The sequence below is a fragment of the Paenibacillus sinensis genome, assembly GCF_019904155.1.
GTDB lineage: Bacteria > Bacillota > Bacilli > Paenibacillales > Paenibacillaceae > Paenibacillus_AQ > Paenibacillus_AQ sinensis.
The window spans coordinates 87,551-100,729 of record NZ_JAHCMB010000226.1 but is presented as its reverse complement, the minus strand read 5'-3'; the positions used below and the strand labels follow the sequence as shown (position 1 = coordinate 100,729).

General features: G+C 50.9%; 12 protein-coding genes. All 12 read left to right on the top strand.

The window, feature by feature from the left end:
* Window positions 1–34 precede the first annotated feature (34 nt).
* Window positions 35–202, top strand: coding sequence for an N-acetylneuraminate synthase family protein (locus tag KIH86_RS29925; protein ID WP_456094031.1), 168 nt, complete (start codon window positions 35–37; stop codon window positions 200–202).
* Window positions 180–560, top strand: a complete 381-nt coding sequence (locus tag KIH86_RS29920; protein WP_223110765.1) for an N-acetylneuraminate synthase family protein — start codon at window positions 180–182, stop codon at window positions 558–560. Before KIH86_RS29925 ends, KIH86_RS29920 begins: the two co-directional genes overlap by 23 nt.
* Window positions 523–1,728, top strand: a complete 1,206-nt coding sequence (locus KIH86_RS27275) for an acylneuraminate cytidylyltransferase (RefSeq protein ID WP_223081223.1) — start codon at window positions 523–525, stop codon at window positions 1,726–1,728. Before KIH86_RS29920 ends, KIH86_RS27275 begins: the two co-directional genes overlap by 38 nt.
* Window positions 1,729–1,898: 170 nt before the next feature.
* Window positions 1,899–2,966 carry a glycosyltransferase family 2 protein gene (locus tag KIH86_RS27270; protein ID WP_235775630.1) on the top strand — a complete coding sequence of 356 codons (1,068 nt, stop codon included), beginning with the start codon at window positions 1,899–1,901 and terminating at the stop codon, window positions 2,964–2,966.
* Window positions 2,967–3,352: 386 nt separating this feature from the next.
* Window positions 3,353–3,550: a cold shock domain-containing protein gene (locus KIH86_RS27265; protein WP_038699258.1), complete on the top strand. Its 198-nt coding sequence runs from the start codon at window positions 3,353–3,355 to the stop codon at window positions 3,548–3,550.
* 317 nt (window positions 3,551–3,867) lie between these two features.
* A complete protein-coding gene (hpf, locus tag KIH86_RS27260) occupies window positions 3,868–4,419 on the top strand; it encodes a ribosome hibernation-promoting factor, HPF/YfiA family (protein WP_223081222.1) in 552 nt (183 codons plus the stop codon).
* Between the two features lie 235 nt (window positions 4,420–4,654).
* Complete coding sequence (gene secA, locus KIH86_RS27255; RefSeq protein WP_223081221.1) at window positions 4,655–7,162, top strand: preprotein translocase subunit SecA; 2,508 nt, start codon at window positions 4,655–4,657, stop codon at window positions 7,160–7,162.
* Between the two features lie 104 nt (window positions 7,163–7,266).
* Window positions 7,267–8,380 (top strand): peptide chain release factor 2 gene (gene prfB / locus KIH86_RS27250; protein ID WP_223081220.1). Its coding sequence is split into 2 segments (ribosomal slippage): window positions 7,267–7,338 and window positions 7,340–8,380, totalling 1,113 coding nucleotides; the frame shifts between segments, so codons are not numbered across the junction.
* A gap of 3 nt (window positions 8,381–8,383) precedes the next feature.
* Entirely contained in the window at window positions 8,384–9,268 is an 885-nt protein-coding gene (locus tag KIH86_RS27245; protein WP_223081219.1) for a YitT family protein, read from the top strand.
* A 354-nt stretch (window positions 9,269–9,622) separates the two neighbouring features.
* Window positions 9,623–10,678, top strand: a complete 1,056-nt coding sequence (argC, locus tag KIH86_RS27240; RefSeq protein ID WP_223081218.1) for an N-acetyl-gamma-glutamyl-phosphate reductase — start codon at window positions 9,623–9,625, stop codon at window positions 10,676–10,678.
* A 19-nt stretch (window positions 10,679–10,697) separates the two neighbouring features.
* On the top strand, window positions 10,698–11,924 hold the full coding sequence (gene argJ / locus KIH86_RS27235) for a bifunctional glutamate N-acetyltransferase/amino-acid acetyltransferase ArgJ (protein WP_223081217.1): 1,227 nt from the start codon (window positions 10,698–10,700) through the stop codon (window positions 11,922–11,924).
* Between the two features lie 87 nt (window positions 11,925–12,011).
* Complete coding sequence (gene argB / locus KIH86_RS27230) at window positions 12,012–12,851, top strand: acetylglutamate kinase (protein ID WP_223081216.1); 840 nt, start codon at window positions 12,012–12,014, stop codon at window positions 12,849–12,851.
* Window positions 12,852–13,179 lie beyond the last annotated feature (328 nt).

Below are 13,179 nucleotides of genomic sequence, written 5' to 3'. Positions count from 1 at the left end.
TTTGGAATTCACTGCAGCTCAACACGAAGAACTGATGTTTGAATGCAACAAACTTGGAGTTGATTACAGTACATCTGTATGGGATCTTACATCAACAAAAGAAATTGCAGCATTAAACCCAAAATTCATTAAAATCCCCTCGGCTAGTAATCTTCAATTTGAGATCCTGCAATATTTGATTGATAATTACAAANAGCGATAACTTAATTATTTACTCTTGCGTTTCAGGTTATCCAGTTCCATTCGAAGATCTTTCATTGCTAGATATAACCTCTCTGAGAGAGAAATATGAGGATCGGGTAAAAGGTATTGGTTTCTCAGGGCATCATCTTGGAATTGCTGCTGATGTGGCTGCGCTTACTTTAGGTGCTCAGTATATAGAAAGACATTTTACGCTGGATCGAACTTGGAAAGGCACAGACCATGCTGCAAGCTTGGAGCCTGAAGGAATGAGAAAGCTGGTTCGAGATGTAAAAAATGTTCAAAAGGCATTGACATATAAAAGAGAGGATATATTGGACATTGAAAAAGTACAGCGGAAAAAGCTCAAACGCAACTAGTGAGGATGTAGTAGCTTTTATTCCAGTCAGAGGAGGAAGTAAGGGCATTCCACTAAAAAATATCAAGTTATTTTGTGGAATGCCTCTCGTTTACTGGACTATAAAGGCTGCAGTTGAAAGTAATACTATCGATAAGGTGTATGTAGCAACTGAAAGTGAAGAAATTATGAGGGTTGTAGATTCATTCCAATTTGAAAAAGTGGAAATATTTTACAGAAGTGCCGAAAGTGCTACAGATGAAGCATCCACAGAGATGGTAATGTTAGAATTTGCCGAGCAAGTTATTTTTAAAGAGATTTTCTTAATCCAGGCTACCTCCCCATTACTAAAAGCTCATAATTTAACAGAGGCATTTGAGCAATATAAGAAACAAAAAGCGGATAGCCTTCTGTCTGTGGTTGTCCAGAAACGCTTTCAATGGAAAGAAGAGGGGGGGAGTTTTGTTCCGGTTAATTATAATCCCCAAGAAAGACCCCGAAGACAAGAATGGGATGGCTACTTGGTGGAAAATGGTTCGTTTTATTTGACAGAACGTTCTAAGTTAATTGAAAGCAAATGTAGAGTGTCGGGAAACATTTCCGCCTACATAATGGATGAGGATAGTTATTTTGAAATTGATGAGCCTTCTGATTGGATAATAATGGAATCCATTTTCAAGAAACAACAAATAATCAATAATGACATATTATCGAACATAAATCTATTAATCTGCGATGTTGACGGTGTTTTGACAGATGCCGGCATGTATTATTCAGAAAATGGCGATGAGCTGAAGAAGTTTAATACTAAGGATGGCAAAGGAATCGAATTGCTCAAAGCCTCAGGCGTTGAAGTTATGATACTCACATCAGAAGATCGAACATTAGTTCAAAGAAGAGCCGAGAAGCTTAAAGTAGATTATTTATATATGGGGATAAAAGATAAGAAGGTATTTTTAGATGCTTTTTTTCAGAACAATAAGAAGTTTAATTATCCAACCACTGCGTATATCGGAGATGATGTTAATGACTTGCAATGTTTAGAAGCAGTGGCATTTTCTTCAACCCCATCCGATGCAGTGCCAGAAGTATTAGCTAAAGTTAATTATATTTGTACAAAAAAAGGTGGTCACGGCTGTGTTCGTGAAATCTGTGACATCTTAATTCGAAAAGAAATTATTAAGAACTAAAACATTGTATTCAAGGGGACTTCTATTTCTGAATAATTCCTCCTGGGACCAATGTAGACAAGATCGTGATATAGAGGTAGAGGACCTTGTTCTCGGTTTCGACTACATCCTTTGTTTCTGATACCATTGGTTCGAATATCAAAGCTATGTCGAATTATTGAGAGGAAATTATGAAAACACTCGCATTGACTATGATTGCCCGGAATGAAGAGGCTGTATTGGGCCGTTGTCTCGAGAGTGCACGAAAATTGGTGGATGAGATCATACTTGTTGATACCGGCTCAACAGACAATACTAAGCAAATTGCCCGCTCTTTTGGAGCGAAGGTCTATGATTGGACGTGGAACCAAAACTTTGCAGACGCAAGAAATGCCGCACTTGAGCATTCATCATGCGACTGGAATCTAGTTCTTGATGCAGATGAATTTTTCCGTAATGATTGCGGAGATGCCCTTCGTCAGTTTATTAATCAGGGAGATCGCATCGGAAGAATCAAACAAGTGAATCAGTTTCTTGATGGTGATAGTAACACAGTATCCTTCTCCCAATGTTTTATATCGAGACTGTTTCCATCCGGGCTGCGGTATGAAGGAAGCATCCATGAACAAGTCATCTCGGATCTGCCCAGAGTCATAGTGCCGATTGAGGTTCAACATGATGGTTATATGAAGCCTAAGTCGGATCGCAATATACCCATTCTACAGTTGGAAATCGAAAGGTATCCGGAAGATTCCTATTATCATTACCAGATTGCTAAGGAGTATCGGGGGATAGATAATCACCTTAAGGCCTATCAGCATTTAAAAAAGGCTTATATGCTATTGACTAAACGTGAGAGCTATGCACCCAATATTATTGTGAATTTGTTATACGAGATCATTGCCATTGAACAATTAGAGGAAGGCTTGCCCATTATTCAAAAGGAACAGAGCTTTTTGCATGATTTTGCCGATTTTCAATTTGTCTGCGGTATTTTTTATATGAAACTGATTTTGAGCAATACGGCAAAGTATATAAATTTGTTCCCTTTAATTGAAGAGTCTTATCTAAAATGTCTGCAAATTGGGGAGACTGACCGCTACGATAACGTTATTGGAACGGGGAGCTTTACTGCGTTGCATAATCTAGGCAGCTTTTACGAGGTTACGGGGAAGTCGGACAAGGCGAAGCATTGTTATCAGGAAGCTGCCGTTTTGGGATATGAACCATCTAAAATGCGACTTCAACAGCTTAAGTAATTTTGGTTCGTTGACCGAACTCGCGTCCGCTTGATTTCGATCCCTTAAGGGACGGATCCAATTTGCTCGTGTACTTTACCAGGGAAGTCGCCATCGTTTAACTTGTTCGATTCGTTCTTCTAGGCCCTTTAGAAAAAATCTTTGGCGCCTGACAGGCACTGTGTTTCACCCCCTTCCATCGCGGGTAATCGTAAGTAACTGCGCTAACACTGATACCTTCACTTATCGGGGGGCATGAAATTGTGGCTGACAAATGAATTGGTGAATTCCATTTTTTTGAAGGTAAACATTTTCTATTCCAATTGACAATGGAGAAGTTACGGTGGTATAGTCAGACTTGTGAGCCAGACTCACGTTCATTTGATAATGAAGGGAATGTTCAAGCAATGGAAGGTAAAGTTAAATGGTTTAACGCAGAAAAAGGCTACGGGTTCATCGAAACTGCAGAAGGCGGCGACGTATTCGTTCACTTCTCCGCGATCCAATCCGAAGGCTTCAAAACGCTGGAAGAAGGACAATCCGTTGAGTTTGACATCGTGGAAGGCGCACGCGGACCACAAGCAGCTAACGTAATCAAATTATAATCATCCGGCTTAGCCGACCTACATATACGGTAGATGGTTAGCAAATTGAGACGACGCTAGCAATAAAGATCCTGGAATTTCCGGGATCTTTTTTTGATGTGATCAGGAAGTGTTCGTCCAAGATTGGGCATCCTGAAGGTGAAGAAAAACAACCGCTAAAGAGGGATTCGGCAACATTTTCAGTAGGATTTCGATTGGAGTTCTTCTTATGTTCACAAGCTGGATCAATTTGCACTTGAAAGCGGATTTACACAATTTTAAACTTTTTACACGGCGCTTACGTTATGGTAAAATGAAGGTGCAAAGGAGGAGTGCCCATGCAATTCAGCATTCGAGGTCAACAAATTGAAGTGACCGACGCTTTGAGAGAGTATGTTGATAAGAAGCTCAGCAGACTTGAGAAGTATTTCGATGCGCCCCCTACCCAGGAAGGTTTCGTAACACTTAGCGTAATACGAGGTCTTCACACGGTGGAAGTCACGATCCCGCTGGCCGGTGTCACGCTTCGCGCGGAGGTCCGCAGCGATGATATGTATGCCTCCATTGATGGTGTAGTGGACAAGCTGGAGCGACAAATCCGTAAGCACAAAACCAAACTCAACCGCAAATTCCGCCAGGAAGGCAGTCTGAAGACGCTCTTTGTGGAAGGTGGTTCGAGCAGCAATGTGGCCGTCGAGGAACAGGATGATGAATTGGAAGTCGTGCGCAACAAGCGGTTCACTCTGAAGCCGATGGATGTGGAAGAAGCCATTCTTCAGATGAATATGGTGGGACATAATTTCTTTGTGTTTTCCAATATCGACACCTCCGAAGTCAGCGTCGTGTATAAACGGAATGACGGCAAATACGGACTGATCGAACAGGGTTAAATGGAGTACGTAAGCTTCTAAAATGAAAAAAATGATCCCGAGCCCTTATTCGCATGAAGCGAATAGGGCTCTTGTGCGTATATATAGTTATGGGGATTTCCGCTTATATTGCGGCATCCCTTACAAACTGTTACAATTTATGAAGCAGCGGAATCGACGGTGTTTTGCGGCCCTTTCAACGTTGGGAGGATACGCTTTAGATTCCACCATCTGTGTTGCATGAAAGGGGTTAACCATGCTAGGACTTGTTAAAAAAATATTCGGCGACATGAATGAACGCGATGTCAAACGTCTAATGAAGACGGTCGAAATTATTAATGGATTGGAGCCGGAAATCGAGGCGCTCTCCGACGAGGCGCTGCAGGCCAAGACCGAAGAGTTCCGGGCCCGTATTGAGAAAGGCGAGACGCTGGAAGAGGTTCTTCCCGAAGCCTTCGCAACGGTGCGTGAAGCATCCAAACGTACGCTTGGAATGCGGCACTTTGATGTGCAGCTGATTGGCGGTATGGCGCTGCATGAAGGCAAGATCGCGGAGATGAAGACTGGTGAAGGTAAGACGCTGGTCGGAACGCTTCCGGTATACCTGAACGCTCTGCTTGGCAAAGGCGTTCACGTCGTTACAGTTAATGATTATCTGGCCCAGCGCGACAGCGCGCAAATGGGACAAATCTATAATTTCCTGGGCATGACGGTTGGAGTTAACCTGAACGGCATGGACCATGCGGATAAACAGTCAGCTTATGCCTGCGACATCACGTACGGCACTAACAATGAATTCGGCTTCGACTACCTGCGCGATAACATGGTGCTGTATAAAGAGCAGATGGTACAGCGTCCGCTCTATTTCTGCATTATTGACGAAGTCGACTCCATTCTGATCGACGAAGCCCGGACACCGCTTATTATTTCCGGACAAGCCGAGAAGTCGACGGAGCTCTATTACGCTGCCGATCGCTTCGTGAAGAAGCTCCAGCCGGAAGAGCACTATACGGTGGATATTAAGGTGAAGTCGGTTGCCCTTACGGAAAAAGGTGTTGCGCTTGCCGAGAAAGCCTTCGGCATCGAGAATCTGTATGACCACAGCCATGTCACACTGAACCATCATATCGTACAAGCCCTGAAGGCGAACGTCATTATGCGCCGCGACGTCGATTACGTCGTTACGGATGAAGAAGTTGTTATCGTCGACGAGTTCACGGGCCGACTCATGGCCGGCCGCCGATACAGTGACGGTCTGCATCAGGCGATTGAAGCTAAGGAAGAAATTCAGGTTCAGAATGAGAGCATGACACTCGCCACCATCACGTTCCAGAACTACTTCCGCATGTACCGCAAGCTGGCCGGCATGACCGGTACGGCGAAGACGGAGGAAGAGGAGTTCAAGAAGATCTACGGTCTGGAAGTTCTCCAGGTCCCGACGAATAAACCGAACTGCCGGGCGGACATGCCTGACATCGTCTATAAGAGCGAGAAAGGCAAGTTCACTGCCGTGGTTGAAGAGATCGTGGAGCGCCACAAGAAGAACCAGCCGGTGCTGGTCGGTACGGTCTCCATCGAGAATTCCGAGCTGGTATCGGAAATGCTGAAGCGCAAAGGCGTGAAGCACCAGGTGCTGAACGCGAAGCATCACGCAGCGGAAGCCGAAATCATTTCTCACGCCGGTCAGCCGGGAACAGTGACCATTGCGACCAACATGGCGGGACGCGGTACCGACATCATCCTCGGTGAAGGCGTGGCCGAGGTTGGCGGCCTGCATATTATCGGTACGGAGCGCCATGAATCGCGCCGGATCGATAACCAGCTGCGCGGACGCGCGGGACGTCAAGGCGACCCGGGTTCCACACAGTTCTATCTGTCGCTGGGCGACGAGCTGATGAAGCGCTTTGGCGCCGACAATGTGCTGAACATGATGGAACGTCTTGGCTTTGAAGAAGATCAGCCGATCGAGAGCCGTATGATTACCCGCGCTGTAGAATCGGCGCAGAAGCGGGTCGAAGGCAATAACTTCGACATCCGTAAAGTCGTCCTGCAGTATGACGACGTCATGAACCAGCAGCGCGAAATTATCTACAAGCAGCGCCGCGAAATTCTGGAGTCCGAGAACATCAAGGACATCGTCCTGGAAATGATCAAGCCGGTAATCGAGCGCGTCGTACTGGCTCATTGCAGCGACGACATTCCCGAGAACTGGGAGCTTCAGGAAGTGGCCGATTATGTCAACAGCAAGCTGCTTGACGAAGGCGTACTGACCCGTGACGATATGTGGGGCAAGGAAACGGAAGAGATTGTGGAATTTATCTTCGAGAAGGTGCTGGAGAAATACTCTGCCCGCGAAGAGCATCTCGGTTCGGAGCTTGTCCGCGAATTCGAGAAGGTTATCGTACTGCGCGCCGTTGACAGCAAGTGGATGGACCATATCGACGCCATGGATCAGCTTCGCCAGGGTATCCATCTTCGTGCTTATGGCGGAACGGACCCGCTCCGCGAATATCAGTTCGAAGGCTTCGAGATGTTCAATGCCATGACGGCAAGCATCCAGGAAGAAGTGGCCACATATATTATGAAGGCTCATATCGAGACCAATCAGCAGCGCCAGTCGGTTGTGGAAGAGAATAAAATCTCCACGAACGGCGAACCTGCCGAGAAGCGTCCCGTAGCCGTGGGCGCCACGGTCGGCCGGAATGATCCTTGTCCTTGCGGCAGCGGCAAGAAATTCAAGAACTGCCACGGACAGAACGCTTAAGTCTTTAGTGACCGGATTGACAAGAACGGCTGGGCCGGGGAGATTCCCGTTAGCGGCTCAGCCGTTTTCTAATGATTATAGTTAAAGAAAGGGTGCAGTGATCAATGATTGATCCAAGTGTGAAGCAGGATCTGCGCGAGATCGGCAAGAAATTAACCAACCTTAGGGGGTCTCTTTGACTTAGACCTCAAGCAGGAAATGATCGCGAACTTTGAGGAGAAAATGGCGGCTCCCGATTTCTGGGATGATAACGAGAAGGCCCAGAGTGTCATTGCCGAGATGAACGCTGTGAAATCCGGCGTGGATGAATATCAGAAGCTGCAGCAGGAATACGATGATGCCGTGCTGATGGCCGAGCTGGCTGACGAGGAAGGCGACGATGAACTCGCTGCCGAGGTAGGCGGCAGTGTCCGCGCTCTAGTGGACAAGCTGGAGGAGTTCGAGCTGCAGCTGCTGCTGAATCAGCCGTACGACAAGCTGAATGCCATTCTGGAGCTGCATCCCGGTGCCGGCGGGACCGAGTCCCAGGACTGGGGCCAAATGCTGCTCCGTATGTACACCCGCTGGGCGGAGAAGCGCGGCTTCAAGGTTGAGGTGCTGGATTATCTCCCTGGAGACGAAGCGGGGATCAAGAGCGTGACGCTGCTGATCAAGGGCTTCAATGCCTACGGCTACCTGAAGGCGGAGAAAGGCGTGCACCGTCTGGTCCGTATTTCCCCGTTTGACGCTTCGGGAAGACGCCATACGTCCTTTGTCTCCTGTGATGTCGTGCCGGAAATTAATGAAGATATCGATATCGAGATCCGTACCGAGGATCTGAAGGTGGACACCTACCGCGCGACGGGCGCCGGCGGTCAGCATATCAACACCACGGACTCGGCGGTCCGGATTACTCACATTCCAACCGGCGTCGTCGTGACTTGCCAGAACGAACGCTCGCAGATCAAGAACCGCGAACGCGCGATGACGATGCTCCGCTCCAAGCTCTATGAGCGCAAGCTCGAAGAGCAGCAGCGCGAACTGGATGAAATCCGCGGCGAGCAGTCCGATATCGCCTGGGGCAGTCAGATTCGCTCGTATGTCTTCCATCCGTACAGCATGGTTAAGGATCACCGGACTTCCGTGGAGACCGGTAACGTCGGGGCGGTTATGGACGGCGATCTGGATGCTTTTATCGACGGCTATCTGCGCGGCCAGATCAAAACTGAGGCTGAATAAGGGATGTCATCAATCAACGCACGAAATAAGCCGCCGCTTATTCCGCTGAACGGACCGGTCCGCCATCTGGTGGATACGGTCCTGATTGTTGTCGGTTCGCTGATTACAGCCCTCGCCTTTAATCTGTTCATGCTGCCCAACCGGATCGCCTCTGGCGGCGTATCGGGGTTGTCCGTACTGGCGCAGGCCTGGTTCGGGGCCGAGCCTGCTTTTACCCAGTGGGCTTTGAACATTCCGCTGTTTTTCCTAGGCGTGTTCATGCTGGGCCGCCAGTACGGACTGCGGTCGCTGCTGGGCAGCTTTGTGCTGCCGCTGTTCATTTACCTGACCAAGGACGGTCCTGTGCCGACGCACAACCCGCTGCTGGCATCCATCTACGGCGGCATCGGAGTGGGCCTGGGTTTGGGCCTGGTTTTTCGGGGCCGGGGCTCGACCGGGGGGCTGTCCATTCTGGCACAGGTGATTCAGAAGCTGACGGGCTTCAGCTTCTCGCTGTCCGTGGTGCTGCTGGACGGAACGGTCATCACATTGGCGGCCTTCGTACTGGGCATGGAGCAGGCGCTGTACGCGCTGATCGGACTGTTTGTCACAGGGAAGGTCATCGATGCGCTTGAGGTCGGCTTCAGCTATACGAAGGTTGCCTATATCATTTCCGATCATACAGAAGCGATCACGGAAGCGATTCTGCATGATCTGGACCGGGGGCTGACGAAGCTGGATGCCAAGGGCGGTTATACGGGAGACAGCCGGACCGTGCTGATGGTAGCCGTCGGCCAGAATGAAACGACCCGGCTGAAGGCCATTGTCCGGTCGGTGGACCCGGGCGCCTTTGTTATTATCAGTGACGCCCATGAAGTGCTGGGCGAAGGATTTAAACGAGAAGCGTAGCTGATCCGTAGAGGAGAAGCTGTGCTTCTTTTTTCGTGAAAAAGGAGAAGGAATAAGCTGCCGCGCGGGCCTATAAACAACGTCGTCAGGCATCAGAACCTTATGGAGCAGAATAGCATAGGGTGCGGAATATCCGTGCATGAACTGATTATGCTTCAAAGGCAGAGCCTGGCTCGGCGAGCAAACTGGGGCCGGAAAACGGCTGAGGGATAATGTTACATAACCTGTTGTATTTATATTAATGAGGACGTATAATAATACATATTTCAATGGACGGCATGCAAAAGCCATCGGCGGATAGGGAACATTATCCGATATAATAGGGAAGAGAAAAACGGCAGGGAGGAACCGGAGATGACGGTGGAAGGCAAGGTGAGAGCAGCGATCGTGGGATCGACTGGCTACGGGGGAGTAGAGCTGATCAGGCTGCTTCAGGGGCATCCGAAGGTGGAGATTACATCGGTGATTTCCTCATCATCGGCAGGGGCGCCGATTGAAGAAGGCTTCCCGCATTTGACTGGCGTGTTCACGCAAAATCTGGACGGTGTAGACGCCAGGGAAATGAAGGAAAGGGCCGACGTCGTATTCACGGCAACTCCATCGGGCGTCAGCGCCAAGCTCGTTCCGGAGCTGCTGGAGGCGGGGCTAAAAGTGGTGGATTTGTCGGGGGATTTCCGGCTGAAGGACGGCGCGGAATACGAACGCTGGTACAAACATCCGGCTCCGCAGGATGAAGTGCTGCAGCAGGCCGTCTACGGACTGTGCGAGGTATTCGGCGACCGCGTGGCCGGCGTTGACTTTATCTCGAACCCGGGGTGCTACCCGACGGCGACGCTGCTTGGTCTGATCCCGGCGCTTCAAGCAGGATGGATCAAGCCGGAGAGCATCATTGTCGATGCCAAATCCGGTGTATCGGGAGCAGGACGCGGAGTCAATCTCGGTGTGCATTACGCGGAAATTAATGAGAATTTTAAAGCTTATAAGGTTAACAAACATCAGCATATCCCGGAAATCGAGCAGACGCTGACGGAGATTGCCGGAGAGCCGGTAATCGTCACCTTCACTACGCATCTGGTTCCGATGACGCGGGGCATTATGGCCACTAGTTATGCAAGCTTGAACGATACGTACAGCGAACAGGATTTCATCGAGTTATACCGCAATTATTATAAGGGTAGATCTTTTGTGCGTGTGCGCAGCGCCGGTATTCTGCCGGCAACCAAAGAGGTCAGCGGCTCCAACTACTGCGATATCGGCTTTGCGGTTGATCCCCGCACCGGACGGGTTACCATTTTCTCGGTAATCGACAATCTGGTAAAGGGTGCGGCGGGGCAGGCGATTCAAAATCTAAATCTTATGATGGGATGGGAGGAAACCCTTGGGCTCGGCTACACGCCAGTGTATCCGTAACGCTAAAGGTAAATCAGACATGAGCGAGAAGCTGTACACCGTCGTCGAAGGCGGAAGCATTACGACACCGGCCGGATTCGTATCCGGAGGTCTGCACTGCGGCTTGAAAAAGACCGACCGCAACGATCTTGCGGCCATTCTATGCGAGGTTCCGGCCACTGCCGCGGCGGTCTATACGACGAACCTGTTCCAGGCGGCGCCGCTTAAAGTGACGCGGGAAAGCCTTGGCAACGGTGTCCTGCGTGCCGTAGTCGTGAACAGCGGCAACGCCAACGCCTGCACAGGCGCACAGGGCGAAGCCGATGCTTATGAGATGCGGGCCGCAGCTGCCAAGCATCTGGGCGTAAGCGAGGATGATGTGGCGGTCGCTTCGACCGGAGTCATCGGCGAGCTGCTGAAGATGGACTGCGTGCGCAGCGGTCTGGCCTCCCTTCCGGAGAAGCTGGACGGCGGAGCACCCGGAGCCGAGGAGTTCTGCCAGGCGATTCTGACGACTGACCTCGTGAAGAAAGAGTGCTGCGTCAAGGTTAATGTCGGCGGCAAAGAGGTTCTGATCGCCGGCGCGGCCAAAGGCTCCGGCATGATCCACCCGAACATGGCGACCATGCTCGGCTTCATGACGACGGACGCCGCCGTCGGCCAGGAAGAACTGCTGACGCTGCTTCGCCAGGCGACAGACACGACGTTCAACATGATTACCGTGGACGGCGACACGAGCACGAATGATATGCTGGTGGCAATGGCGAGCGGCCTGGCTGGCAATGAAGCGCTGGACCGGCAGCATCCGGACTGGGAAGCCTTCGCAGCGGCTTTCACGCATGTGTGCCGCCATCTGGCGCAGGCGATCGCCCGCGACGGAGAAGGTGCGAACCATCTGATTGAGGTCGTGGTGAACGGGGCGGAAGACGTAGCGGCGGCCCGTGCGATTGCCAAGACGGTCGTCGGCTCCAGTCTGGTCAAATCCGCCGTCTTCGGCGCAGATGCGAACTGGGGGCGGATAATCGCCGCCGTCGGCCGTGCGGGAGTTCCGGTGTCGGTGGACCGGGTTGACATCTCGCTGGGCGAGATTGAGGTGTTGTCCCAGTCGAGACCGGTGGCTTTTGACGAGGAGAAGGCTCTTGCTTACCTGCAGGGCGACACCGTTCTGATTACGGTGAACCTGGGAGACGGTGACGGCTCGGCTACAGCTTGGGGCTGCGATCTGACGTACGATTATGTGCGGATCAATGCGGCTTACCGAACCTGATGGATGTCAAATCAACGGCTGCCCTCGTGTTAGTGGCGGGATGGGCGGCTGCACACCTTATACCTATACAGTAAGTAAGGAAGGATAATGACACTCATGACGCAGAACGAGACTTTTGATACAAGTGGCGCGGACAATGGCAATATGTTCGTGATGAAGTGCGGTGGCAGCACGCTGACCGCACTGCCCGATTCGTTCTTTGATGATCTCAGGCAGCTTCAGGAGGACGGCGTGAGGCCGGTGATCGTCCACGGCGGGGGTCCGGCGATATCGGAGAATCTGAAGAAGCTCGGAATTGAGAGCAGCTTCGTTAACGGCCTGCGGGTCACAACCGAAGAGGTGCTCGACGTTGTGGAGATGACGCTGTCGGGCAGCATCAACAAGGCGATTGTCCGGCGAATTCAGAGCAGCGGCGGCAAGGCAATCGGCCTGTCCGGCGTGGACGGCAATCTGATCGAAGCGGTCCCGGTCTCGAACAGCGATGAGGTGGGACTAGTCGGCAATGTGACCGGCGTCAAGGCCGAGATCATTGCCGGCATTCAGTCGCTCGGCTATATCCCCGTTATCGCGCCGCTCGGAATCAACGGCAACGGACAGCGATATAACATTAACGCCGATACGGCGGCGGGGGCGGTCGCTTCCTTCATGCAGTCGCCGCAGATGATTGTGGTGACCGACGTCCCCGGCATTCTGACCACGCTGGAGGATGGAAGCAAGCAGGTGCTGCCTTCCGTGACGGTCGAGGAAATCGGGCGGATGATCGAGACGGGCGAAATCTACGGAGGCATGATCCCCAAGGTGAGGGCGGCCATTGACTGCATTCAGGGCAGCGTCTCCGAGGTGGTCATTGTGGACGGCAAGGAACCGGGTGTGCTCGGCCGGGTGTTGGCCGGTGAGACAATTGGCACACGAATTGTCCGGAAGTGAGGAGTAGCCGGAAGCAAAGCGATTATCCGGAAGTAAGGATATAGTCGGAAGCAAAGAAATTATTTGGGAGCAAGGCTCGAAGGCAGGATTGGGAAGCCTGAGGGCAAGAATGGGAGACTGGGGCGGATGATGCCAGTATTTCATTACTAATAAAGTTTCGGGATAAAGTTTCAGGAGTCCCGGCGGCATCTATGCAGTCTTTTTCCTCAAGGGCGTAAAGCTGTACAAGGGCTGCGACTCTTTAAAGAGCATTGGGTTTTTCGGGCAGATCTTTGGAATGCTAGAGTGAGTATCGTCAAAAAATTCGGCGGCCGCTTAAGGGGCGGCG